At 48.6% G+C, this 2,893-nt stretch carries 1 rRNA gene; it reads right to left on the reverse strand.

The window, feature by feature from the left end:
• Positions 1-2,879 (reverse strand): 23S ribosomal RNA (locus BHE19_RS07675).
• Positions 2,880-2,893 lie beyond the last annotated feature (14 nt).

Here is a 2,893-nt window from a genome sequence, read left to right on the forward strand (position 1 = left end):
GTACATAAGCTTACGGATTATTAGTACTACTCGACTATGACATTACTGCCTTTACATCTATAGCCTATCAACGTGGTCATCTTCCACGATCCTTAAAAGAAATCTCATCTTGTGGTGGGTTTCGCGCTTATATGCTTTCAGCGCTTATCCCTTCCAAACGTAGCTACTCTGCGGTGCCCCTGGCGGGACAACAGATACACTAGAGGTTTGTCCAATTCGGTCCTCTCGTACTAGAATCAGATCCACTCAAATTTCTAACGCCCACAGTAGATAGAGACCGAACTGTCTCACGACGTTCTGAACCCAGCTCGCGTGCCACTTTAATGGGCGAACAGCCCAACCCTTGGGACCTTCTCCAGCCCCAGGATGTGACGAGCCGACATCGAGGTGCCAAACCCCCCCGTCGATATGAGCTCTTGGGGGAGATCAGCCTGTTATCCCCGGCGTACCTTTTATCCTTTGAGCGATGGCCCTTCCATGCGGAACCACCGGATCACTATGCTCTACTTTCGTACCTGATCGACCTGTATGTCTCTCAGTCAAGCTCCCTTATGCCATTGCACTCTACGCACGGTTACCAAGCGTACTGAGGGAACCTTTAGAAGCCTCCGTTACTCTTTTGGAGGCGACCACCCCAGTCAAACTACCCACCAAGCACTGTCCTCTTCATCGAAGAGTTAGGCCTCAGATAAACAAAGGGTTGTATTTCAACAATGACTCCACAACGCCTGGCGACGCCACTTCATAGTCTCCAACCTATCCTACACATCATTTATCCAAGGTCAATACTAAGCTATAGTAAAGGTGCACAGGGTCTTTTCGTCCCACTGCGGGTAAACGGCATCTTCACCGTTACTACAATTTCACCGAGCTCATGGCTGAGACAGTGTCCAGATCGTTACACCATTCGTGCAGGTCGGAACTTACCCGACAAGGAATTTCGCTACCTTAGGACCGTTATAGTTACGGCCGCCGTTTACTGGGGCTTCAATTCAATGCTTCTCCGAAGATAACATCTCCTCTTAACCTTCCAGCACCGGGCAGGTGTCAGGCCCTATACTTCATCTTACGATTTTGCAGAGCCCTGTGTTTTTGATAAACAGTCGCCTGGACCTCTTCACTGCGGCCAGCTTGCGCTGGCGACCTTTCTCCCGAAGTTACAGGTCTATTTTGCCTAATTCCTTAGCCATGAATCTCTCGAGCACCTTAGGATTCTCTCCTCAACTACCTGTGTCGGTTTACGGTACTGGTACTAATTACCTGAAGTTTAGAGGTTTTTCTTGGAAGCCCTTAGGCGCACTATCTCTTTGTCCGAAGACTCCGAGTACTATCGTATTTCACCATTCTCTACGGATTTGCCTATAGAGAATATAGCTAGGTACTTCAACGAACTATTCCGTCAGTTCGCGGCGCTTTCATCACTCCGTCACCCCATCACAGTAATTAGTAGTACGGGAATATTAACCCGTTGGCCATCGACTGTCCCTTTCGGGTTCGCCTTAGGACCAGACTAACCCACAGCTGATTAGCATAGCTGTGGAAACCTTAGTTTTTCGGTGTGCGGGTTTCTCGCCCGCATTATCGTTACTTATGCCTACATTTTCTTTTCCAGCCAGTCCAGCATACCTTACGATACACCTTCAACCCTGCTGGAATGCTCCCCTACCACTTTGTATTGCTACAAAATCCATAGCTTCGGTAATATGCTTATGCCCGATTATTATCCATGCTCGTCCGCTCGACTAGTGAGCTGTTACGCACTCTTTAAATGAATGGCTGCTTCCAAGCCAACATCCTAGCTGTCTGGGCAGACAAACCTCGTTCTTTCAACTTAGCATATATTTGGGGACCTTAGCTGATGGTCTGGGTTCTTTCCCTCTCGGACTTGGACCTTAGCACCCAAGCCCTCACTGTTATCAATCATTATATAGCATTCGGAGTTTGTCAGGAATTGGTAGGCGGTGAAGCCCCCGCATCCAATCAGTAGCTCTACCTCTATATAACTAAAATAACGCTGCACCTAAATGCATTTCGGGGAGTACGAGCTATTTCCGAGTTTGATTGGCCTTTCACCCCTACCCACAGGTCATCCGAAGACTTTTCAACGTCAACCGGTTCGGACCTCCACACTGTGTTACCAGCGCTTCATCCTGCCCATGGGTAGATCACACGGTTTCGCGTCTAACACTACTGACTAAAGCGCCCTATTCAGACTCGCTTTCGCTACGGATCCGTGACTTAATCACTTAACCTTGCCAGCAACGTTAACTCGTAGGCTCATTATGCAAAAGGCACGCCGTCACCCCACAAAAGGGCTCCGACCGCTTGTAAGCGTATGGTTTCAGGATCTATTTCACTCCGTTATTCACGGTTCTTTTCACCTTTCCCTCACGGTACTGGTTCACTATCGGTCTCTCAGGAGTATTTAGCCTTAGCGGATGGTCCCGCCAAATTCAGACAGGGTTTCACGTGCCCCGCCCTACTCAGGATACCACTATCTATTATACTTGTTACCCATACGAGGCTATCACTCTCTTTGGCTCGACTTTCCAGTCGATTCCGGTTCCTTGTACATAAAATGTCGTGGTCCTACAACCCCAACAATGCCGTAACATCATTGGTTTGGGCTAATCCGCGTTCGCTCGCCACTACTTACGGAATCACTTTTGTTTTCTTCTCCTCCGCCTACTTAGATGTTTCAGTTCAGCGGGTTTGCCCACCTATCGGTGTACTATGTCTTCAACATAGTGGGTTGCCCCATTCGGATATCTACGGATCAATCGATGTGTGCTCGTCCCCGTAGCTTTTCGCAGCTTATCACGTCCTTCTTCGCCTCTGAGAGCCTAGGCATCCCCCATACGCCCTTATTTTGCTTATTGTACCAATCTTGTTA

The sequence above is a fragment of the Flavobacterium tructae genome (genome assembly GCF_001853485.1).
In the GTDB taxonomy this organism is placed as follows: Bacteria; Bacteroidota; Bacteroidia; order Flavobacteriales; family Flavobacteriaceae; genus Flavobacterium; species Flavobacterium tructae.